This is a genomic window from Vibrio sp. 378 (assembly GCF_033339435.1).
The window spans coordinates 1-595 of record NZ_JAWOUO010000827.1 but is presented as its reverse complement, the minus strand read 5'-3'; the positions used below and the strand labels follow the sequence as shown (position 1 = coordinate 595).

Annotated in this window: 1 protein-coding gene; it reads left to right on the top strand. The window is 45.7% G+C overall.

All coding sequences use genetic code 11. The annotated features are described in order from the left end of the window. A partial coding sequence (locus tag R7Q48_RS29075) for a DUF808 family protein (protein ID WP_318133828.1) occupies positions 1 to 595 on the top strand: 595 nt, incomplete at both ends.

Here is a 595-nt window from a genome sequence, read left to right as displayed (position 1 = left end):
CTACTAATCGGCGGTTTGTTTCTCTGTTTTGAAGGGGCTGAAAAAGTACTCGAAAAACTGTTTCCACGCTCACATCCCCATGAAGAAAAAGAAGAGTTGGTGGACACGGGCGAGTCGTTAGAGGATTACGAAAAGCGAAAAGTTGCAGGTGCGATTCGAACCGATTTTATTCTCTCAGCGGAAATTATTGTGATTGCTTTGGGCACCGTGACTGGGGCGAGTCTTGTGACGCAAATCTTAGTGGTGAGCTTAATTGCGGTCATCATGACCATTGGTGTTTATGGCTTAGTAGCAGGCATCGTGAAATTGGATGACTTGGGCTTCTACCTTGAAATTCGCTCAAAAGGTAAGGGCTGGATGGCGAAAGTTGGCAGTGCTTTAGTTGCTTTTGCACCAAAGCTGATGAAGTTGTTAACGATTGTGGGAACTGCTGCGATGTTTTTAGTCGGTGGCGGGATTGTAGTGCACAACGTGCCCGCCATTCACCACTTTGTAGAACCGATTATTATGAACTTTAGTGGTCATTCGGTTGCTACAGCGATTCTGCCTATTTTGCTTAACGGCATTATCGGTTTTGTAGCGGGTTTGATTGTGG